The following is a 19,201-nucleotide window of genomic DNA, read 5'->3' as shown; positions in this document are numbered from 1 at the left end:
CTAAGACCTACCACTGAGGCACACACCTGGGGAATTACGTGACGCCAACCCCTGGGGAATTACGTGGCGGTCGACAGGGGCGCCGGTGGTGGCGCCGTGGGTGTCAGCGTCGCTCACCTGGTTGTTGATCGTCATCTCGGTTTCTCCTGACATGCAAAACACGTCAGCAACATGTTCACCATGGTGTGAAACGCCTGATTCATCTGAAACCGCGGTGTGTCGTGCGAGCAGCGAAGCGATGGGCCTGGTCGACCGCGGCATTGTTGCTGGCCTGCAAGACCGCGCCGGCCTCTTGGACCTACCCGCTCCTGTGGATCTGCGGCGGCTCCCGCCATCGGGGCAGCTTCGATAGCGCAAATCGGGTCCAACTTAGATAGCGGTCCATTGCTTGGATATTTTCGGCCCGGTACTGCTCGTATTGTGCCTCGAGGTCTGCGATTGCTGGAGTGTTTACCCCCGGCCACGTTGCTCGCGATCAGCCTGCGCACCTCCTCGCGGTTGTTGGCGATAGTCGCCGGGGGTACCACCCTCAGAAGTGTCTCCTCATAGGCCATTACGAGGGATTCGATCACGCGGGCGGTTCGCAAAATCTGACGGGAGTGTTTAGACAGCCAGTCGAGATACCGCAAAGCCGCGTCGGCCATCCATTCCGATGAACTACCTTTCCAGTTCTCGTGCAGCTCGTCGAGCGTGGTGTTGAGCGACTCGGCAGTCGTTCTAACTGAGTCAGCTAATTGTCGCAATCGCTGGTCGGCGGCATACAATGAGTCAGCACGCGGACCTTCATATATTACGTTGGAGATATACTCCGCGGGTATCATTAGATGCATCTGCTTGTTCTTTGCTCCTTTCGGTTGGTGACGGCTGTTGTCAGGTATGGTAATGTCGCTGTGCCGGTTTGGTTTTCAGCTAGATCAGTCGAACCTGAAGCTAGATCAGTCGAACCTGACGTGTAAACGGATCAGCAGCATATTCACCATGGTGTGAAACGCCTGATTCATCTGAAACCGCGGTGTGTCGTGCGGGCCCGGAAGCGATGGGCCTGGTCGACCGTGGCATTGTTGCTGGCCTGCAAGACCGCGCCGGCCTCTTGGACCTACCCGCCCCTGTAGATCTGCGGCGGTTCCCGCCACCGGGGCAGATCCGATAGCGCAGATCGGGTCCAACTTACATAGGCGTTCATTACAGCGACATTGCGGGCCCGGTACTGGTCGTATTGTGCATCGAGGTCTGCGATTGCTGGAGTGTTTACCCCGGCCACGTTGCTCGCGATCAGCCTGCGCCTCTCCTCGCGGTTGGCGGCGATCTCCTCCGGGGGTACCACCTTCCGACGTGTGTCGTTATAGGCGTTCGCGAGGCCGTTGATCACCCAGGCGGCATGCTTAAGCTGACTGGAGTGTTTAGACAGCCATTGGAGATACCGCTCAACCGCGTCGGCCAACAAGTCCGACGAACTACCTTTCCAGTTCTCATCCAGCTCGTCGAGCTCGTCCTCGAGCGACTCAGCCGTCGTTTCAACTGAGTAAGCCAATTCTCGCAATTGCCCGGAGGCGAAAAACAATGAGTCAGCGCCCGGGCCTTCATATATTATGTTGGAGATATACTCCGCTGGTATCATTGGATGCATCTGTTTGTTCTTTGCTCCTTTCGGTTGATGACGGCTGTTGTCGCGTATGGCAATGTCTGCTGTGCCGGTTTGGTCTTCAGCTAGATCAGTGCAAGGTTGTGCTGTTTTGGGCCTCGGCGAGCCGACACGCCTCGGCGTTCTCAGCTAAGCGCTGCCTAAACCATGCCTAACCCGGTGACGATGCTCTATGGCCGGAAAGCTGATCTGGTGATACTGCCTCATGTGCTGGCGGAGGAGCGGCCTCATCCCTATTCGACACCGGGTCGGAAGCGGGGGGCTCAAATAGCGTTGACCACCGGGATCGATGCCTTAGCGTCCTTTGCGCCACAAATCGTGAATCCCCGACACGGACTTAGCCGCGTTGTCCAATGCCTGGGGGGTTGTGAAAATAAAAGACACGCCTACTTTCGCTCCATCTCAAAAACACCCCACATCCGTGCAAGGGGTGTGCCGTCGGTTTGCGCTGTCCGCACTGTCGGCGTTGATGGTGCGAAGCGACCGCCAAAGCCCATACCCGTGCAGTGATGCACGGGCGCAATAGGTTCACTTCCCCCGGAACTGCGGCAGTCTAGGGCGAATAGTACACACTGCAACTGTTTCCTGCCACGGGTGATGGGCCGCGGTCAAGCTACGCTCCCGTCAATTCATGCCGGCCGATCCGCACTCTATTGACGCCAACCATCATGCGGCACCGGCAATCTGAGCCAAACACCGGGTGATCGGCAACCAACCACCGAGCCACAGGACAGTCACGCCGACACGGCTGCAGCCCAGCACCGCGACCCGGGGCAATCGGGCACAGGCCGGAATACTGCTCAGTGAAACGGTTCTGGGAGAATGTCGGAAAGCCAAACGACACGACAGATGGGCGGGGCACGACTTCGTTGGCCATGACACCGATATCCCAGACACCTGGCCTCCTCGCCGAGGCCATGGTGGATCTGGGCGCTATTGAACACAACGTGCGGGTGCTGCGTGAGCACGCCGGCCACGCGCAGCTGATGGCGGTGGTCAAGGCCGACGGCTACGGTCACGGTGCTACGCGCGTCGCCCAAACCGCCCTGGGAGCCGGTGCGGCCGAACTCGGCGTCGCCACCGTCGACGAGGCGCTAGCGCTGCGCGCTGATGGCATTACCGCACCGGTGCTGGCCTGGCTGCATCCGCCCGGCATCGACTTCGGGCCCGCGCTGCTGGCCGACGTGCAGGTCGCGGTGTCCTCGCTGCGCCAACTCGACGAACTGTTGCACGCGGTGCGCCGGACCGGCCGGACGGCGACGGTGACCGTCAAGGTGGATACCGGGCTGAACCGCAATGGCGTGGGACCGGCACAATTCCCGGCCATGCTGACCGCGTTACGCCAAGCCATGGCCGAGGACGCCGTCCGGCTGCGGGGGCTGATGTCGCATATGGTTTACGCCGACAAGCCTGACGATTCCATCAACGATGTTCAGGCCCAACGGTTTACCGCCTTTCTGGCGCAGGCCCGCGAACAAGGGGTGCGGTTCGAGGTGGCGCATCTATCGAACTCATCAGCAACTATGGCGCGCCCCGACCTGACGTTCGACCTGGTGCGGCCGGGCATCGCGGTGTATGGGCTAAGCCCGGTACCCGCCCTCGGTGACATGGGGCTGGTGCCGGCGATGACCGTGAAATGTGCTGTTGCGCTGGTGAAATCGATTCGTGCGGGGGAGGGCGTGTCGTATGGGCACACATGGATCGCGCCACGCGACACCAATCTGGCGCTGCTGCCGATCGGTTACGCAGACGGCGTGTTCCGGTCGCTGGGCGGGCGGCTGGAGGTGCTGATCAACGGCAGACGATGCCCCGGTGTGGGGCGGATCTGCATGGACCAGTTCATGGTCGACCTGGGCCCCGGGCCGCTTGATGTGGCCGAAGGCGACGAGGCGATTTTGTTCGGGCCGGGCATCCGGGGTGAGCCCACGGCTCAGGACTGGGCCGATCTTGTCGGCACCATCCACTACGAAGTGGTCACCAGCCCGCGAGGACGTATCACCAGGACCTATCGCGAGGCTGAAAACCGTTGAGCCGTGAGGGTATCCGCAGACGACCGAAAGCCAGGGCTGGGCTTACGGGCGGCGGCACGGCGACGCTGCCGCGCGTCGAGGACACCCTAACGCTGGGGTCCCGGCTGGGTGAGCAGCTGTGCGCTGGCGACGTGGTGGTGCTCTCCGGTCCGCTCGGTGCGGGAAAGACGGTGCTGGCCAAGGGTATTGCCATGGCGATGGATGTCGAGGGGCCGATCACATCGCCGACGTTCGTGCTGGCGCGAATGCACCGGCCGCGGCGGCCGGGCACGCCGGCGATGGTCCACGTCGACGTCTACCGACTGCTGGACCACAACAGCGCCGACCTGCTGAGTGAGCTGGACTCACTGGACCTCGACACCGATCTTGAAGACGCCGTCGTCGTGGTGGAGTGGGGCGAGGGCCTGGCCGAGCGGCTCTCGCAGCGCCACCTCGACGTCCGCCTGGAGCGGGTTAGCCACTCCGACACCAGGATCGCGACTTGGTCGTGGGGCCGGTCATGAGCCGCGTGCAAATAAGCACCGTCTTGGCCATCGACACCGCTACACCGGCGGTCACGGCGGGTATCGTGCGGCGTCATGATCTGGTTGTGCTGGGCGAGAGGGTCACCGTCGACGCCCGAGCGCACGCGGAACGGCTGACTCCCAACGTGCTGGCTGCGCTTGCCGATGCCGCGCTCACAATGGCCGACCTGGACGCCGTCGTGGTGGGCTGCGGTCCGGGCCCGTTCACCGGGCTGCGCGCAGGCATGGCCTCCGCCGCCGCGTACGGGCACGCACTGGGCATCCCGGTGTATGGCGTGTGCAGCCTGGACGCCATCGGCGGGCAAACCATCGGTGACACGCTGGTGGTCACCGATGCACGCCGGCGTGAGGTCTACTGGGCACGCTACTGCGACGGGATTCGTACGGTCGGACCAGCCGTTAATGCCGCGGCCGACGTCGATCCCGGCCCGGCATTGGCGGTCGCCGGTGCGCCGGAGCACGCGGCGCTGTTCGCGCTCCCCTGCGTTGAGCCCAGCCGCCCGTCGCCGGCGGGTCTGGTAGCCGCGGTGAACTGGGCCGACAAGCCGGCGCCGTTAGTGCCGCTGTATCTTCGCCGGCCGGATGCCAAGCCGCTGGCGGTTTGCACGTGACGGCCGACACCGAGCCCGTCACCATCGGCGCGCTGACGCGCGCGGACGCCCAGCGGTGCGCCGAGCTGGAGGCCCAGCTGTTCGTCGGTGACGATCCCTGGCCGCCGGCGGCGTTCAACCGCGAACTGGCCAGCCCGCACAACCACTATGTGGGTGCGCGCAGCGGTGGCACGCTGGTCGGTTACGCTGGAATCTCGCGGTTGGGCCGAACACCGCCGTTCGAGTACGAGGTGCACACCATCGGCGTGGACCCGGCCTACCAGGGGCGGGGCATCGGCCGTCGGTTGCTGCGCGAACTGCTGGACTTTGCCAGGGGTGGTGTGGTCTACCTGGAGGTCCGCACCGATAATGACGCCGCTCTTGCGCTGTATCGCAGCGTGGGATTCCAGCGGGTCGGCTTGCGCCGGCGATATTACCGGGTCAGCGGCGCCGACGCGTACACGATGCGTAGGGATTCGGGGGACCCGTCATGACGACAGTCTTGGGCATCGAAACCTCCTGCGATGAAACCGGTGTCGGCATCGCGCGGCTCGATCCCGATGGCACCGTGACATTGTTGGCCGACGAGGTGGCTTCCAGTGTCGACGAGCATGTTCGGTTCGGCGGCGTGGTCCCCGAGATTGCCTCCCGTGCGCACCTGGAGGCACTGGGTCCCGCGATGCGCCGCGCGCTGGCGGCCGCCGGCTTGAAACAGCCAGACATTGTCGCGGCCACCATCGGTCCCGGGCTCGCGGGCGCCCTGTTGGTGGGAGTGGCTGCGGCCAAGGCATATTCGGCTGCTTGGGGGGTGCCGTTCTATGCGGTGAATCATCTGGGCGGGCACTTGGCCGCCGACGTCTACGAACACGGGCCGCTGCCCGAGTGTGTGGCGTTGTTGGTGTCCGGAGGACATACCCACCTGTTGCACGTTCGCTCGCTCGGTGAGCCGATCATCGAGCTGGGCAGCACCGTCGACGACGCCGCCGGCGAGGCCTACGACAAGGTGGCCCGGTTGCTGGGATTGGGCTATCCGGGTGGCAAGGCGCTCGACGACCTGGCGCGCACCGGTGATCGGGACGCCATCGTTTTCCCGCGCGGCATGAGTGGCCCGGCCGATGACCGCTATGCGTTCAGCTTCTCCGGGCTCAAGACGGCCGTCGCGCGGTATGTGGAAAGCCACGCGGCTGACCCGGGCTTCCGTACCGCCGACATTGCCGCCGGATTCCAGGAGGCCGTCGCGGACGTGTTGACCATGAAGGCGGTACGGGCCGCCACTGCGCTAGGCGTCTCAACGCTGCTGATCGCGGGGGGAGTGGCGGCGAACTCCCGGCTGCGAGAGCTGGCCACACAGCGCTGCGGCGAGGCGGGCCGGACGTTGCGGATCCCCAGTCCCCGGCTATGCACCGACAACGGGGCGATGATCGCGGCGTTCGCCGCGCAGCTGGTGGCCGCGGGAGCGCCGCCGTCGCCGCTGGACGTGCCCAGTGACCCGGGTCTGCCCGTGATGCAGGGGCAGGTGCGGTGACCCGGACATTGCACCTGGCGTACCCGGACACGCTGGCAACCAGGAAGCAAGGGGGCGCCCTTGAGTGCTAGCACTCTCATGTATAGAGTGCTAGATGGCAATCGGCTAACCCCTGCGTCGGCACCCGCGACGACGGCGCGAGGGCGCGGACGAATGCCGAATCACCTGGTAATTCGGACGGTTCCGGGGCACGCCCCGGACCGACCGCCAACTCCGGTCCGGGCGAGCGTCCCGGGCTCTGATCCAAATAGTGGAGGGCTCCAATCGTGGCGAAGGTGAACATCAAGCCACTCGAGGACAAGATTCTCGTGCAGGCCAACGAGGCCGAGACCACGACCGCGTCCGGTCTGGTCATTCCTGACACCGCCAAGGAGAAGCCGCAGGAGGGCACCGTCGTTGCCGTCGGCCCTGGCCGGTGGGACGAGGACGGCGAGAAGCGGATCCCGCTGGACGTTGCGGAGGGTGACACCGTCATCTACAGCAAGTACGGCGGCACCGAGATCAAGTACAACGGCGAGGAATACCTGATCCTGTCGGCACGCGACGTGCTGGCCGTCGTTTCCAAGTAGTAGAGCGTGTTCCGCCCCGGCGATCCCCGTGCTCACCACGGGTGATTTCCGGGGCGGCATGCGTTAGCGGACTAGCCCTGCGTAGAGGAGCCTGATGAGCAAGCTGATCGAATACGACGAAACCGCGCGTCGCGCCATGGAGGTCGGCATGGACAAGCTGGCCGACACCGTGCGGGTGACGCTGGGGCCGCGCGGCCGGCATGTGGTGCTGGCCAAGGCGTTTGGCGGACCCACGGTTACCAACGACGGCGTCACGGTGGCACGTGAGATCGAGCTGGAAGATCCGTTTGAAGACTTGGGCGCCCAGCTGGTGAAGTCGGTGGCCACCAAGACCAACGATGTGGCCGGTGACGGCACCACCACCGCAACCATCTTGGCGCAGGCACTGATCAAGGGCGGCCTGAGGCTAGTGGCCGCCGGCGTCAACCCGATCGCGCTCGGCGTGGGAATCGGCAAGGCCGCCGACGCGGTATCCGAGGCGCTGCTGGCATCGGCCACGCCGGTGTCCGGCAAGACCGGCATCGCGCAGGTGGCGACGGTGTCCTCGCGCGACGAGCAGATCGGTGACCTGGTTGGCGAAGCGATGAGCAAGGTCGGCCACGACGGCGTGGTCAGCGTCGAAGAATCCTCGACGCTGGGCACCGAGTTGGAGTTCACCGAGGGTATCGGCTTCGACAAGGGCTTCTTGTCGGCATACTTCGTTACCGACTTCGATAACCAGCAGGCGGTGCTCGAGGACGCGTTGATCCTGCTGCACCAAGACAAGATCAGCTCGCTTCCCGATCTGTTGCCATTGCTGGAAAAGGTTGCAGGAACGGGTAAGCCACTACTGATCGTGGCTGAAGACGTGGAGGGCGAAGCGTTGGCGACGCTGGTCGTCAACGCGATTCGCAAGACGTTGAAAGCGGTCGCGGTCAAGGGGCCGTACTTCGGTGACCGCCGTAAGGCGTTCCTTGAGGACCTGGCGGTGGTGACGGGTGGCCAGGTGGTCAACCCCGACGCCGGCATGGTGCTGCGCGAGGTGGGCTTGGAGGTGCTGGGCTCGGCCCGACGCGTGGTGGTCAGCAAGGACGACACGGTCATTGTCGACGGCGGCGGCACCGCAGAAGCGGTGGCCAACCGGGCGAAGCACTTGCGTGCCGAGATCGACAAGAGCGATTCGGATTGGGATCGGGAAAAGCTTGGCGAGCGGCTGGCCAAACTGGCCGGCGGGGTTGCTGTCATCAAGGTGGGTGCCGCCACCGAGACCGCACTCAAGGAGCGCAAGGAAAGCGTCGAGGATGCGGTCGCGGCCGCCAAGGCCGCGGTCGAGGAGGGCATCGTCCCTGGTGGGGGAGCCTCGCTCATCCACCAGGCCCGCAAGGCGCTGACCGAACTGCGTGCGTCGCTGACCGGTGACGAGGTCCTCGGTGTCGACGTGTTCTCCGAAGCCCTTGCCGCGCCGTTGTTCTGGATCGCCGCCAACGCTGGCTTGGACGGCTCGGTGGTGGTCAACAAGGTCAGCGAGCTACCCGCCGGGCATGGGCTGAACGTGAACACCCTGAGCTATGGTGACTTGGCCGCTGACGGCGTCATCGACCCGGTCAAGGTGACTAGGTCGGCGGTGTTGAACGCGTCATCGGTTGCCCGGATGGTACTCACCACCGAGACGGTCGTGGTCGACAAGCCGGCCAAGGCAGAAGATCACGACCATCACCACGGGCACGCGCACTGAACTCCGGTCAGCAGACGCAAAAGCCCCCGACACGCCGAGCGTGCGGGGGCTTTAGCGTCTGCTCGCGCGGCTTAAGCTGTGCGGCGGATGCCGCGGGTGCGTCCCATGGTGCCCTTGAGGAGTAGGTCGCGCTCGGATTCGGACAGGCCACCCCAAACGCCATAGGGCTCACCGACCTCTAACGCATGGGATCGGCACGCCTCGATCACGGGGCAGCGCCGACACATTTCCTTGGCGCGTTGTTCGCGCTGCGTTCGGGCACGGCCACGCTCGCCGTCGGGATGGAAGAACATCGATGAGTCCATGCCGCGACACAGGCCTTGCAATTGCCAGTTCCAGATGTCTGCGTTGGGTCCCGGTAGCTGCTCCGGCTGTGGCATTGCTGATTCCCTCTCTGCACGACACGCCCAAGTGGAGGTTGGGTTCGCGGACGCGCGAGTTGTGCAACTGAAGTGGAGTGGCGTCACCGATGACTACCGTCAAGGATAGACGCTAGGGGCGCTGCCGAATTTCCGTCAATAGGCGTCCGTTGGCGTGCAATATCGGACCGTTGCGTGAGAATTAACTCTGCGTTCATCTGCGCCGCATTCGCCGCCTGCGCCGCATGCTATCCCGGGCGGATAGATGAGGTATTTGCCCAGGTCATCCCATGCTGTGAGTACGCCTAAATTAGCGCAAAGAAAGCTGTGAGTAATATGCCGTTAACGAAGAAACCACCAACTTTTTACTGATGAAGGCACGGCTATCACGGTGAATGAAACTCCTCACGCTCCGGTGGTTGAGCAAGTGTTGGTCGCTGCCGCCTTCGGAAACCAGCCGGGCAGCTGGCCGCTACCGACGGCGATCACGCCGCACCACTTGTGGTTGCGCGCCGTGGCCGCTGGTGGGCAGGGTCGTTACGCCCACGCCTATGGCGACCTGTCGGTGCTGCGACGCCTGGTGCCGGCGGGCCCGTTGGCATCGCTGGCGCATAGTACGCAGGGATCGTTGTTGCGGCAGCTTGGTTGGCACACGCTGGCGCGCGGCTGGGATGGTCGTGCCTTGGCGTTGGCCGGCGCCGATCGGGAAGCTGGTGCCGATGCACTGATCGGGCTGGCGGCCGATGCGCTTGGCGTCGGCCGCTTCGCCGCCGCGGGGGCATTGTTAGATCGCGCGGATCCGTTGGTGGTGTCCCCGCTCGTGGCGGACCGCCTGGCGGTGCGTCGGCGGTGGGTGGCCGCCGAGTTGGCGATGGCCACCGGCGACGGCGCAACTGCTGTCCGCCATGCCGAGGAAGCGGTCGAGCTGACGCAGGCCATGGCCGTCGCGTCGGCGCGCCACCGCGTCAAAAGCGACGTGGTGTTGGCCGCCGCGCTGTGCAGTGCTGGCGCCGTCGCGCGAGCACGCGCCGTCGGTGAAGAGGCTCTCGATGCCACCGCCCGGTTTGGGCTCTTGCCGCTGCGGTGGGCGCTGGCATGCTTGCTGATCGATATCGGCACCGTCACGTTTTCAGCACAACAGCTGCGCGAACTCACCAAAATACGCAATATTTGCGCAGGCCAGGTGCGGCGCGCCGGTGGATGCTGGCGTACCGCTTAAAACGCGGTTGGGCCGTTATGGTCGATCCGGGAGTTAGCCCGGGATGTGTCCGCTTCGTAACGTTGGAGATATCGCCGTCGATGACAATGCAAGGGGAACGTCTCGACGCTGTGGTTGCGGAGGCCGTGGCAGGAGACCGGAACGCGCTTCGGGAGGTGCTGGAGACCATCCGCCCGATCGTCGTGCGATATTGCCGAGCGCGAGTCGGCACGGTCGAGCGGAGCGGCCTGTCAGCAGATGACGTGGCACAGGAGGTGTGCTTGGCCACCATAACGGCGCTGCCGCGCTATCGGGACCGCGGCCGGCCATTCCTGGCGTTTCTGTACGGCATCGCGGCGCACAAGGTTGCCGACGCCCATCGGGCAGCCGGCCGTGACCGGGCCTATCCCGCCGAAACGCTTCCTGAGCGCTGGTCAGCCGACGCCGGCCCGGAGCAGATGGCCATCGAGGCCGATTCGGTCACCCGGATGAACGAATTGCTTGAGATCTTGCCGGCCAAGCAACGCGAGATCCTCATTCTGCGTGTTGTCGTCGGCCTGTCCGCGGAAGAGACCGCCGCCGCCGTCGGCAGCACCACGGGGGCGGTCCGGGTGGCCCAACACCGTGCACTTCAGCGGCTGAAGGACGAGATTGTTGCGGCAGGTGACTATGCGTGAATTTGGTAATCCCCTTGGCGATCGGCCGCCATTGGATGAGCTGGCCCGCACCGATCTGCTGCTCGACGCACTCGCCGAACGGGAGGAGGTTGACTTCGCGGATCCTCGCGATGACGCGTTGGCCGCCCTGCTCGGACAGTGGCGCGACGACTTGAGGTGGCCGCCGGCCAGTGCCCTGGTTTCACAGGACGAGGCCGTCGCCGCGTTGCGCGCCGGGGTAGCGCAACGGCGACGGGCTCGTCGCAGCCTGGCGGCCGTCGGGTCGGTGGCCGCGGCGCTGTTGGTGCTGAGCGGGTTCGGCGCCGTGGTGGCCGATGCTCGCCCCGGGGACCTGTTGTACGGCCTGCACGCGATGATGTTCAACCGATCGCGGGTCAGCGACGATCAGATCGTGCTGTCGGCCAAGGCCAATCTGGCGAAGGTCGAGCAAATGATTGCCCAAGGCCAATGGGCCGAGGCGCAGGATGAGCTGGCTGAGGTCAGCAGCACCGTGCAGGCCGTGACTGACGGTAGCCGCCGGCAGGACCTGATCAACGAGGTGAACCTGCTGAATACCAAGGTGGAGACGCGCGACCCGAACGCCACGCTGCGGCCCGGCTCGCCGTCCAACCCTGCGGCTCCGGGTTCGGTGGGAAACTCGTGGACTCCGCTGGCTCCAGTCGTCGAGCCGCCGACCCCCCCGACGCCTGCATCGGCAGCTGAACCGTCGATGTCGGCAGGCGTCTCGGAGAGCCCCATGCCGAACTCCACGTCCACGGTGGCAGCCAGCCCCAGCACGCCGTCATCAAAACCCGAGCCGGGCTCAATTGACCCCTCGTTGGAACCCGCCGACGAGGCGACGAATCCGGCGGGGCAGCCAGCACCGGAAACGCCGGTGAGTCCGACGCACTAGCGAGCGCGATCAGCGGCGGCGGAACCTGTCCGCGTCTGGTGCTGCCTCGTTGAGCGAAGCATCGGCATATCCCCGGCAGTAATCCCAGGTGACGTAGGAGTCCGGTTCGGGATCGTAGGCCGGCTCGTGCGGGCGGACGGTGCCGTCGATAAGCAGTTGCAACAGATTGGAACGCAGCATGTCCCAGTCGTGATAGTGGTCTTGCTGGCACTCGTCGCAGCACACTACAAGTCCACGAATTCCCTTGTGCGCCAACAGAGCTTCGTATACGGCCAGATCGGCCAAGTCGGCCTCGACGGCCATCCGCTCTTGTTGATCGAGGGGCTGGCCAGGCTCGACTGCCTCCAGTGCGGCCGACGGGTCACAGGGGTCGTCGGCAAACGGATCGGGCGGCAAACCCGGCGGCAGGTGGTCGCGCACCCCTCTACACTACGCAAGCACGCGGTGATAACGCCAGAAATTGAGTTCTCGCTTCGTGTCGGGCTGACCACACGCTGGCGCAGCCTCGTCGCGGTGTGATTGTCCGGTTCTTCTCGGCCAGCGCTGCGGCGCGCATCGTCACCGGGCGGTTACGAGCCGATAGGATGGGCTTCTCACTGAAAACATGCGTATGGAGGGCCCCACCGATGTCCCGTGGCATGTCCGGCCTGGAAGACAGCTCCGACCTGGTGGTCAGCCCGTACGTTCGCATGGGCGGCCTGACTACTGACCCGGTGCCCACCGGCGGCGACGACCCGCACAAGGTGGCGATGCTGGGGCTGACATTCGACGACGTCTTGTTGTTGCCGGCGGCTTCCGACGTGGTGCCCGCCACCGCGGATACCTCCAGCCAGCTCACCAAGAAGATCAGGCTCAAGGTGCCACTGGTCAGCTCGGCGATGGACACCGTCACCGAGTCGCGTATGGCCATCGCGATGGCACGGGCGGGTGGCATGGGGGTGTTGCACCGCAACCTGCCCGTTGCCGAGCAAGCCGGCCAGGTCGAGATGGTGAAGCGATCCGAGGCCGGCATGGTCACCGATCCCGTCACCTGCCGGCCGGACAACACCTTGGCCCAGGTCGATGCGCTGTGCGCCCGGTTCCGGATCTCCGGGTTGCCGGTGGTCGACGACGACGGTGCGCTGGTGGGCATCATCACCAACCGTGACATGCGGTTTGAGGTCGACCAGTCCAAGCAGGTCGCCGAGGTGATGACCAAAGCCCCGCTGATCACCGCTCAAGAGGGTGTCAGTGCGTCCGCGGCGCTGGGCCTGTTGCGCCGCAACAAGATCGAGAAGCTGCCCGTGGTCGACGGCCGCGGCCGGCTGACCGGGCTGATCACCGTCAAGGACTTCGTCAAGACCGAGCAACACCCGCTGGCCACCAAGGACAGCGACGGCCGGCTGCTGGTGGGGGCGGCCGTCGGCGTCGGCGGCGATGCCTGGGTGCGCGCCATGATGTTGGTCGACGCTGGGGTCGACGTGCTGGTCGTGGACACCGCGCACGCGCACAACCGGTTGGTGCTCGACATGGTGGGCAAACTCAAGTCCGAAGTCGGCGACCGGGTTGAGGTGGTAGGCGGCAACGTCGCCACCAGGTCCGCGGCCGCGGCCCTGGTCGACGCCGGAGCCGACGCGGTGAAAGTCGGCGTGGGGCCGGGGTCGATCTGCACGACGAGGGTGGTGGCCGGGGTGGGCGCGCCGCAGATCACGGCGATCTTGGAAGCTGTAGCGGCTTGTCGTCCTGCTGGCGTGCCGGTGATCGCCGACGGCGGACTGCAGTACTCCGGCGACATCGCCAAGGCGCTGGCCGCCGGTGCGTCGACGGCCATGCTGGGCTCGCTGCTGGCCGGCACAGCCGAGGCGCCCGGTGAGCTGATCTTCGTGAACGGCAAGCAGTACAAGAGTTATCGCGGCATGGGATCACTGGGTGCCATGCGAGGGCGTGGGGGGGCGACGTCGTATTCCAAGGATCGCTACTTCGCCGACGACGCGCTGTCGGAAGACAAACTGGTGCCGGAAGGGATCGAGGGGCGGGTGCCGTTCCGTGGTCCGCTGTCGTCGGTGATCCACCAGTTGACCGGTGGCCTGCGCGCCGCGATGGGCTACACCGGGTCGCCCACCATCGAGGTGCTACAGCAGGCGCAATTCGTCCGGATCACACCCGCGGGCCTCAAGGAGAGTCATCCCCACGACGTCGCGATGACCGTCGAGGCGCCCAACTACTACGCGCGCTAACGGCGACCTGGATATCTAGATGGTCGAGATCGGCATGGGCCGCACCGCCCGCCGCACCTATGAACTCAGCGAGATTAGCATCGTGCCGTCGCGGCGCACCCGCTCGTCGAAGGACGTCTCCACGGCCTGGCAGCTGGACGCCTACCGGTTCGAGATCCCAGTGGTGGCACACCCCACCGATGCCCTGGTGTCCCCGGAGTTCGCGATCGAGCTCGGCCGGCTGGGCGGGCTGGGCGTGCTCAACGGCGAGGGGCTGATCGGCCGCCACCTCGATGTCGAGGCAAAAATCGCCCAACTCTTGGAAGCTGCAGCGGCCGACCCCGAACCGTCGACGGCGATCCGGTTGCTGCAGGAGCTGCACGCGGCACCGCTAAATCCCGACCTGTTGGGTGCCGCGGTGGCTCGCATCCGCGAGGCCGGGGTGACCACCGCGGTGCGGGTGAGCCCGCAAAACGCCCAGTGGCTGACACCGGTACTGGTTGCGGCCGGTATTGACTTGCTGGTCATCCAGGGGACCATCGTCTCCGCCGAGCGCGTCGCCAGCGACGGCGAGCCGCTCAACCTGAAGACCTTCATCTCCGAGCTCGACATACCGGTCGTCGCCGGCGGGGTGCTCGACCACCGCACCGCGCTGCATCTGATGCGCACCGGCGCCGCCGGCGTCATCGTTGGCTACGGCTCCACCCAGGGGGTGACGACGACCGACGAGGTGCTGGGCATCAGCGTGCCGATGGCGACCGCGATCGCCGACGCTGCCGCCGCGCGGCGCGACTACCTCGACGAGACGGGCGGCCGCTACGTGCACGTGTTGGCCGACGGCGACATCCACACTTCCGGCGAGTTGGCCAAGGCCATCGCCTGCGGCGCCGACGCGGTGGTGCTGGGTACCCCGTTAGCCGAATCGGCCGAGGCGCTCGGCGAGGGATGGTTCTGGCCGGCCGCGGCGGCGCACCCGTCGTTGCCGCGGGGGGCGTTGCTGCAGATCGCGGTCGGCGAGCGGCCGCCGCTGGCGCGGGTGCTGGGCGGGCCGTCGGACGACCCGTTCGGCGGCCTGAATCTGGTCGGTGGGCTACGCCGATCGATGGCCAAGGCCGGGTATTGCGACCTCAAGGAGTTCCAGAAGGTCGGCCTGACCGTTGGGGGCTGACGCCACCTGAGAGACTGATTAACTGGCCCGATGTAAAGGGGGTCATACTGCAGCGATGAAGCCGGATTACGACGTCCTGATTATTGGATCGGGTTTCGGGGGCAGCGTCACCGCGCTGCGGCTGACGGAAAAGGGCTACCGGGTCGGCGTGCTGGAGGCCGGCCGCCGGTTCTCCGACGAGGAGTTCGCCAAGACGTCGTGGGACCTGCGCAAGTTTCTCTGGGCGCCGAGGTTGGGCTGCTATGGCATTCAACGTATCCACCCGCTGCGCAACGTGATGATCCTGGCCGGCGCCGGGGTGGGCGGGGGCTCCCTCAACTACGCCAACACGTTGTACGTGCCGCCGGAGCCGTTCTTCGCCGACCAGCAGTGGTCACACATCACCGACTGGCGTGGCGAGCTGATGCCGCACTACCAGCAGGCGCAGCGGATGCTCGGGGTGGTGCAAAACCCGACCTTCACCGACGCCGACCGCATCGTCAAGGAGGTCGCCGACGAGATGGGGTTTGGCGACACCTGGGTGCCGACCCCGGTTGGAGTGTTCTTCGGCCCCGACGGCACCAAGACGCCCGGCAAGACCGTGCCCGATCCCTACTTCGGCGGTGCCGGGCCGGCGCGCACCGGCTGCCTGGAATGCGGCTGCTGTATGACGGGCTGTCGCCACGGTGCCAAGAACACCCTGGTGAAAAACTACCTTGGCCTCGCGGAATCAGCTGGCGCGCAAGTGATTCCGATGACCACGGTGAAGGGGTTTGAGCGGCGGTCCGACGGGTTGTGGGAGGTCCGCACAGTGCGAACCGGCAGTTGGCTGCGCCGGGATCGGCGCACCTTCACCGCAACGCAGCTGGTGCTGGCCGCGGGCACCTGGGGGACCCAGCATCTGCTGTTCAAGATGCGGGATAGGGGTCGGCTCCCTGGTCTCTCGAAGCGATTGGGTGTCCTTACCCGCACCAACTCAGAATCGATCGTCGGGGCCGCCACCTTGAAGGTCAATCCGGACCTGGACCTGACCCACGGCGTGGCGATCACGTCGTCGATTCACCCGACGGCCGACACCCACATCGAACCCGTGCGCTACGGCAAAGGCTCCAACGCGATGGGGCTGCTGCAGACCTTGATGACCGACGGCTCCGGTCCGCAGGGCACCGATGTGCCGCGCTGGAGGCAGTTGCTGCAGACCGCCAGTCAGGATCCGCGCGGCACCATCCGGATGCTCAATCCCCGGCAATGGAGCGAGCGCACCGTGATCGCGCTGGTCATGCAGCACCTGGACAACTCGATCACCACGTTCACCAAGCGCGGGAAGCTGGGTATCCGCTGGTACTCGAGCAAGCAGGGACACGGCGAGCCGAACCCTACATGGATCCCGATCGGCAACCAGGTCACCCGTCGCATCGCCGCCAAAATCGACGGCGTGGCCGGCGGCACCTGGGGTGAGCTGTTCAACATCCCGCTCACCGCGCACTTTCTCGGCGGCGCGGTGATCGGCGACGACCCCGAGCACGGCGTCATCGACCCCTATCACCGGGTCTATGGCTATCCGACGCTGTACGTGGTTGACGGTGCGGCGATCTCGGCGAACCTGGGTGTCAACCCGTCGCTGTCCATCGCCGCTCAAGCCGAGCGGGCCGCCTCGCTGTGGCCGAACAAGGGCGAAACCGACCGGCGGCCACCGCAGGGTGAGCCCTATCGTCGGCTGGCGCCGATCCAACCGGCGCACCCGGTGGTGCCTGCCGACGCCCCGGGCGCGCTGCGGTGGTTGCCGATCGATCCGGTCAGCAACGCGGGCTGAGGCATCAGGAAGCGTGCGGTCGTTGGATATGGTCACCGGACTGCGCCGGGTGAGGCGGTGACGAAGCCGACCTCACGGCATCCGCTCAACAATCGGTGGTCGTAGGTGACGAAGGCTGTCAGTTCCCGCTTGATCTGGGCTGCGGCCGCGAGGTGAATCGCGTCGAGAGAACGTAGGGTGGCCGGTCCGATCGTTTCAGCTAGACCGATCACCGGTTCGGTGAGCGGGAGGATGTCGAGCCCGTCGAGTAGGTAACGCGCACGCTCAGTTTGGCCTGGTTGTCCGTATCGGGCAACGACTCTCATCGACTCGACCCGGCCAAGGGTGCTTGTCGCCGCGTCCTCGCCCTGGCCGCTTTGCGCGGTCAGCCATGTCCGCAGTTCGGTCGTCTCGGGCTCGGAGATGAGCAGCTTAGTCAGGGCCGAGGTGTCCATATAGATCACTGCTCGTCGCGCATTTCGTTGAGAACATCGGACAGGGTGCGCTTGCGGCCGCGCGCCGGTTCGGCGGTGACGTCGAGAAGGTTTTGTGGACGACGAGCCGGAATCAGGACACCTGATTCAATCAGGGCTTCGCGAGAACGCTCCGCGGCCTGCACCGGGATGAGTCGGGCCACAAGTCTTCCTTTGTTGGTGACGCCAAGTTCCTCGCCGGCTTCAACCCGGGCGAGGTATCGCGATGCGTGCTGTCTTAGTTCTCGGATTCCGATTGCCTCCACAAGCCCAACGGTAGCACGCATGGTGCTACATAATTGCGTTGCGCTTACTGGTTGATCAGCCAGCGATCTCCATCGGCGCCCCGCTGATCACCCGGCTAGCCTGCCCGTACACGTCGACGGGCACGTCGCCCATCAAGGTGACCCGGTGCATCAGCCGGTGCTGGTCGTCGTAGTCGTCGATCGCCCGGTGTTGGGTGGCCCGGTTGTCCCAGATGGCTACGTCGCCCGGCGCCCAGTTCCAGCGGATGGTGTTTTCGGGCATGGTGATTCGCCGTTGCAGCACTTCGAATAACACCCTTGATTCGTGGCTGTCCAACCCGACGAAGCTGCGCACGAAGTCGCCCGCTAGCAGCGTGCGCTCACCGGTCTCCGGGTGTACCCGCACCACGGGATGCTCGGTGCGGAAGTCCGGCTTCTCGAACACCTGACGGAAGGCCCGCTGCGCCGCGGTCAGCGGTTTGGTCGTGACGTAGTCATAGCGGTTGGTGTGCAGCGCCCACAGGTTTTCGGTGAGGCACTTGAGCGGCTCGGGCAGCTCCGCGTAGGCCGCGGCGGTGTTGGCCCACAACGTCGACCCGCCATAGCTGGGCAGGGAGACCGCGCGCAGTACCGAGGCGGCCGGATAGTTGGCGGCGAACGTGACGTCGGTGTGCCAGCGGTTCGCCTTGCCGAACTCGGAGTTGATCGGCGTGATGATCGGTGCATCGTCGGCGAGGGCGATCGCGGCCGGGTGGCCGATCGGGGTGCCCAGTAACCCGGCAAACGCCAGCTGCTCGGCGTCATCGAGTTGGTGCTGACCGCGGAAGAAGACCACCTTGTGGGCCAGTAGTGCCGCGCGAATCTCGTTGACTGCGGCGGGGTCCAGATCGCCTCCGAGGCGCACCCCGTCGATTTGGGCGCCGATACGGCTGCCCAGCTTCTTCACGGTAATCAGATCTGTCATTGCTGGCGTCCTCAATGAATGGTTAGTGTAGTCAGATGACTACATCGGTTACTGTAGCCGGATGACTACGCGTCCGGCAACCGACCGCCGCAAGATGCCCACTGGGCGGGAAGAGGTAGCGGCCGCAATCCTGCAGGCCGCCACCGACCTGTTCGCCGAGCGTGGGCCAGCCGCGACGTCGATTCGCGACATCGCCGCTCGATCCAAGGTCAACCACGGGCTGGTGTTTCGTCACTTCGGCACCAAGGACCAACTGGTTGGGGCCGTGCTCGATCACCTGGGCACGAAGCTGACCAGACTGTTGCACTCCGAGGCGCCCGCTGACATCATCGAACGGGCTCTCGACCGACATGGGCGGGTCTTAGCCCGGGCACTGCTGGACGGATATCCCGTGGGCCAGCTGCAACAGCGATTTCCCAATGTTGCGGAGCTGCTCGACGCGGTACGGCCTCGCTACGACAGCGACTTGGGCGCGCGGCTGGCGGTCGCGCACGCCCTTGCGCTGCAATTCGGTTGGCGGCTCTTTGCGCCCATGCTGCGCTCGGCGACGGGTATCGACGAGCTGACCGGTGACGAACTACGGCTGTCCGTGAACGATGCGGTAGCCCGGATCCTGGAACCGCACTGACTGATGTCCCTGCGCTGGCCCCAGCGTGGCCGTCCGG

The 19,201-nt window shown here is 65.5% G+C and carries 22 protein-coding genes; 15 read left to right on the top strand and 7 right to left on the bottom strand.

What is annotated here, in order from left to right; all coding sequences use genetic code 11:
* Positions 1-131: 131 nt before the first annotated feature.
* Positions 132-830 (bottom strand): PPE family protein PPE58, encoded by a 699-nt coding sequence (PPE58, locus tag Rv3426; protein YP_177972.1) that lies wholly within the window; start codon positions 828-830, stop codon positions 132-134.
* 266 nt (positions 831-1,096) lie between these two features.
* On the bottom strand, positions 1,097-1,627 hold the full coding sequence (gene PPE57 / locus Rv3425; RefSeq protein ID YP_177971.1) for a PPE family protein PPE57: 531 nt from the start codon (positions 1,625-1,627) through the stop codon (positions 1,097-1,099).
* Positions 1,628-1,789: 162 nt separating this feature from the next.
* Between PPE57 and Rv3424c the strand changes: the two genes are divergently transcribed.
* From Rv3424c to groEL1, 8 genes are all read left to right on the top strand, one after another.
* Positions 1,790-2,152, top strand: coding sequence for a hypothetical protein (locus Rv3424c; RefSeq protein ID NP_217941.1), 363 nt, complete (start codon positions 1,790-1,792; stop codon positions 2,150-2,152).
* Positions 2,153-2,445: 293 nt separating this feature from the next.
* On the top strand, positions 2,446-3,672 hold the full coding sequence (gene alr, locus Rv3423c; RefSeq protein NP_217940.1) for an alanine racemase: 1,227 nt from the start codon (positions 2,446-2,448) through the stop codon (positions 3,670-3,672).
* Positions 3,669-4,175, top strand: a complete 507-nt coding sequence (locus Rv3422c; RefSeq protein ID NP_217939.1) for a tRNA threonylcarbamoyladenosine biosynthesis protein — start codon at positions 3,669-3,671, stop codon at positions 4,173-4,175. Before alr ends, Rv3422c begins: the two co-directional genes overlap by 4 nt.
* A complete protein-coding gene (locus Rv3421c; protein ID NP_217938.1) occupies positions 4,172-4,807 on the top strand; it encodes a hypothetical protein in 636 nt (211 codons plus the stop codon). The genes Rv3422c and Rv3421c overlap by 4 nt, the downstream gene beginning before the upstream one ends.
* A complete protein-coding gene (gene rimI, locus Rv3420c; RefSeq protein ID NP_217937.1) occupies positions 4,804-5,280 on the top strand; it encodes a ribosomal-protein-alanine acetyltransferase RimI in 477 nt (158 codons plus the stop codon). Before Rv3421c ends, rimI begins: the two co-directional genes overlap by 4 nt.
* Positions 5,277-6,311 (top strand): O-sialoglycoprotein endopeptidase, encoded by a 1,035-nt coding sequence (gcp, locus tag Rv3419c; protein NP_217936.1) that lies wholly within the window; start codon positions 5,277-5,279, stop codon positions 6,309-6,311. Before rimI ends, gcp begins: the two co-directional genes overlap by 4 nt.
* 266 nt (positions 6,312-6,577) lie before the next feature.
* Positions 6,578-6,880, top strand: coding sequence for a chaperonin GroES (groES, locus tag Rv3418c; protein NP_217935.1), 303 nt, complete (start codon positions 6,578-6,580; stop codon positions 6,878-6,880).
* A gap of 94 nt (positions 6,881-6,974) precedes the next feature.
* A complete protein-coding gene (gene groEL1 / locus Rv3417c) occupies positions 6,975-8,594 on the top strand; it encodes a chaperonin GroEL (protein NP_217934.1) in 1,620 nt (539 codons plus the stop codon).
* A gap of 71 nt (positions 8,595-8,665) precedes the next feature.
* Here the strand turns inward: groEL1 and whiB3 are convergent, their stop codons facing one another.
* Positions 8,666-8,974, bottom strand: a complete 309-nt coding sequence (gene whiB3 / locus Rv3416) for a redox-responsive transcriptional regulator WhiB3 (RefSeq protein ID NP_217933.1) — start codon at positions 8,972-8,974, stop codon at positions 8,666-8,668.
* 370 nt (positions 8,975-9,344) lie between these two features.
* On the opposite strand from whiB3, the gene Rv3415c reads away from it, so the two are divergent.
* The 3 genes from Rv3415c to Rv3413c are packed head-to-tail and all read left to right on the top strand — an operon-like array spanning position 9,345 to position 11,720.
* Positions 9,345-10,172: a hypothetical protein gene (locus tag Rv3415c; protein NP_217932.1), complete on the top strand. Its 828-nt coding sequence runs from the start codon at positions 9,345-9,347 to the stop codon at positions 10,170-10,172.
* Between the two features lie 17 nt (positions 10,173-10,189).
* Positions 10,190-10,828: an ECF RNA polymerase sigma factor SigD gene (gene sigD, locus Rv3414c; protein NP_217931.1), complete on the top strand. Its 639-nt coding sequence runs from the start codon at positions 10,190-10,192 to the stop codon at positions 10,826-10,828.
* On the top strand, positions 10,821-11,720 hold the full coding sequence (locus tag Rv3413c; RefSeq protein ID NP_217930.1) for an anti-sigma-D factor RsdA: 900 nt from the start codon (positions 10,821-10,823) through the stop codon (positions 11,718-11,720). The genes sigD and Rv3413c overlap by 8 nt, the downstream gene beginning before the upstream one ends.
* 9 nt (positions 11,721-11,729) lie before the next feature.
* Here the strand turns inward: Rv3413c and Rv3412 are convergent, their stop codons facing one another.
* Entirely contained in the window at positions 11,730-12,140 is a 411-nt protein-coding gene (locus tag Rv3412; RefSeq protein NP_217929.1) for a hypothetical protein, read from the bottom strand.
* 206 nt (positions 12,141-12,346) lie between these two features.
* On the opposite strand from Rv3412, the gene guaB2 reads away from it, so the two are divergent.
* From guaB2 to choD, 3 genes are read left to right on the top strand one after another with little or no spacing between them, the layout of a single operon-like run.
* Positions 12,347-13,936, top strand: coding sequence for an inosine-5'-monophosphate dehydrogenase (gene guaB2, locus Rv3411c; RefSeq protein ID NP_217928.1), 1,590 nt, complete (start codon positions 12,347-12,349; stop codon positions 13,934-13,936).
* Positions 13,937-13,955: 19 nt separating this feature from the next.
* Positions 13,956-15,083 (top strand): oxidoreductase, encoded by a 1,128-nt coding sequence (guaB3, locus tag Rv3410c; RefSeq protein NP_217927.1) that lies wholly within the window; start codon positions 13,956-13,958, stop codon positions 15,081-15,083.
* A gap of 55 nt (positions 15,084-15,138) precedes the next feature.
* Complete coding sequence (gene choD / locus Rv3409c; protein NP_217926.1) at positions 15,139-16,875, top strand: cholesterol oxidase; 1,737 nt, start codon at positions 15,139-15,141, stop codon at positions 16,873-16,875.
* Positions 16,876-16,907: 32 nt separating this feature from the next.
* On the opposite strand, the gene vapC47 is transcribed toward choD, so the two are convergent.
* From vapC47 to Rv3406, 3 genes are read right to left on the bottom strand one after another with little or no spacing between them, the layout of a single operon-like run.
* Complete coding sequence (gene vapC47, locus Rv3408; RefSeq protein NP_217925.1) at positions 16,908-17,318, bottom strand: ribonuclease VapC47; 411 nt, start codon at positions 17,316-17,318, stop codon at positions 16,908-16,910.
* Positions 17,315-17,614, bottom strand: coding sequence for an antitoxin VapB47 (vapB47, locus tag Rv3407; protein ID NP_217924.1), 300 nt, complete (start codon positions 17,612-17,614; stop codon positions 17,315-17,317). The genes vapC47 and vapB47 overlap by 4 nt, the downstream gene beginning before the upstream one ends.
* A gap of 34 nt (positions 17,615-17,648) precedes the next feature.
* Complete coding sequence (locus Rv3406; RefSeq protein ID NP_217923.1) at positions 17,649-18,536, bottom strand: dioxygenase; 888 nt, start codon at positions 18,534-18,536, stop codon at positions 17,649-17,651.
* A gap of 61 nt (positions 18,537-18,597) precedes the next feature.
* Here Rv3406 and Rv3405c point away from each other — a divergent pair, with 61 nt between their 5' ends.
* Positions 18,598-19,164, top strand: a complete 567-nt coding sequence (locus tag Rv3405c) for an HTH-type transcriptional regulator (protein NP_217922.1) — start codon at positions 18,598-18,600, stop codon at positions 19,162-19,164.
* The last annotated feature ends 37 nt before the right edge of the window (positions 19,165-19,201 follow it).

The sequence above is a fragment of the Mycobacterium tuberculosis H37Rv genome (assembly GCF_000195955.2).
Lineage (GTDB): Bacteria > Actinomycetota > Actinomycetes > Mycobacteriales > Mycobacteriaceae > Mycobacterium > Mycobacterium tuberculosis.
The sequence above is the reverse complement of the archived record's forward strand: the minus strand, read 5'-3'. Positions and strand labels throughout refer to the sequence as shown.

Coding starts and splice junctions, on each gene's coding strand:
- PPE58 (YP_177972.1), bottom strand. CDS start 830: ATGCATCTAATGATACCCGCGGAGTATATCTCCAACGTAATATATGAA.
- PPE57 (YP_177971.1), bottom strand. CDS start 1,627: ATGCATCCAATGATACCAGCGGAGTATATCTCCAACATAATATATGAA.
- Rv3424c (NP_217941.1), top strand. CDS start 1,790: ATGCCTAACCCGGTGACGATGCTCTATGGCCGGAAAGCTGATCTGGTG.
- Rv3421c (NP_217938.1), top strand. CDS start 4,172: ATGAGCCGCGTGCAAATAAGCACCGTCTTGGCCATCGACACCGCTACA.
- gcp (NP_217936.1), top strand. CDS start 5,277: ATGACGACAGTCTTGGGCATCGAAACCTCCTGCGATGAAACCGGTGTC.
- groEL1 (NP_217934.1), top strand. CDS start 6,975: ATGAGCAAGCTGATCGAATACGACGAAACCGCGCGTCGCGCCATGGAG.
- whiB3 (NP_217933.1), bottom strand. CDS start 8,974: ATGCCACAGCCGGAGCAGCTACCGGGACCCAACGCAGACATCTGGAAC.
- sigD (NP_217931.1), top strand. CDS start 10,190: ATGGTCGATCCGGGAGTTAGCCCGGGATGTGTCCGCTTCGTAACGTTG.
- Rv3413c (NP_217930.1), top strand. CDS start 10,821: ATGCGTGAATTTGGTAATCCCCTTGGCGATCGGCCGCCATTGGATGAG.
- guaB2 (NP_217928.1), top strand. CDS start 12,347: ATGTCCCGTGGCATGTCCGGCCTGGAAGACAGCTCCGACCTGGTGGTC.
- guaB3 (NP_217927.1), top strand. CDS start 13,956: ATGGTCGAGATCGGCATGGGCCGCACCGCCCGCCGCACCTATGAACTC.
- choD (NP_217926.1), top strand. CDS start 15,139: ATGAAGCCGGATTACGACGTCCTGATTATTGGATCGGGTTTCGGGGGC.
- vapB47 (NP_217924.1), bottom strand. CDS start 17,614: ATGCGTGCTACCGTTGGGCTTGTGGAGGCAATCGGAATCCGAGAACTA.
- Rv3406 (NP_217923.1), bottom strand. CDS start 18,536: ATGACAGATCTGATTACCGTGAAGAAGCTGGGCAGCCGTATCGGCGCC.
- Rv3405c (NP_217922.1), top strand. CDS start 18,598: ATGACTACGCGTCCGGCAACCGACCGCCGCAAGATGCCCACTGGGCGG.